Consider the following 268-nt stretch of genomic DNA (forward strand, 5'->3'; position numbering starts at 1 on the left):
GGGGCATTCTCTGCCCTACCGCGTGTTCAACAAAGATCAGCGTGTGACCCATGCAGCAATTACCGGGAACAAGCGGCTGAGTGATGTTTTGGCTTATATCAAAGCACAGCAGGACCAACCGGTGGCAGCGAACGTGAAGACCAACAGCGCCAAAAATGGTTACAAGCAACGCGGTGGTAAGCCAGGGCGACGCACGGATTTTATGAATGATCCTGCGGTTAATGCGCGGCGACAAAAGGCGCTGTCGCGTCAGCATTCCAGTGAGCAG

General features: G+C 54.5%; 1 pseudogene. It reads left to right on the forward strand.

Going from position 1 to position 268, the window contains the following annotated elements:
- Positions 1–268, forward strand: a pseudogene (locus SB660_RS21010) (ISNCY family transposase); the annotation flags it as partial.

Source organism: Bacillus sp. SIMBA_005, assembly GCF_046535585.1.
In the GTDB taxonomy this organism is placed as follows: Bacteria; Bacillota; Bacilli; order Bacillales; family Bacillaceae; genus Bacillus; species Bacillus pumilus.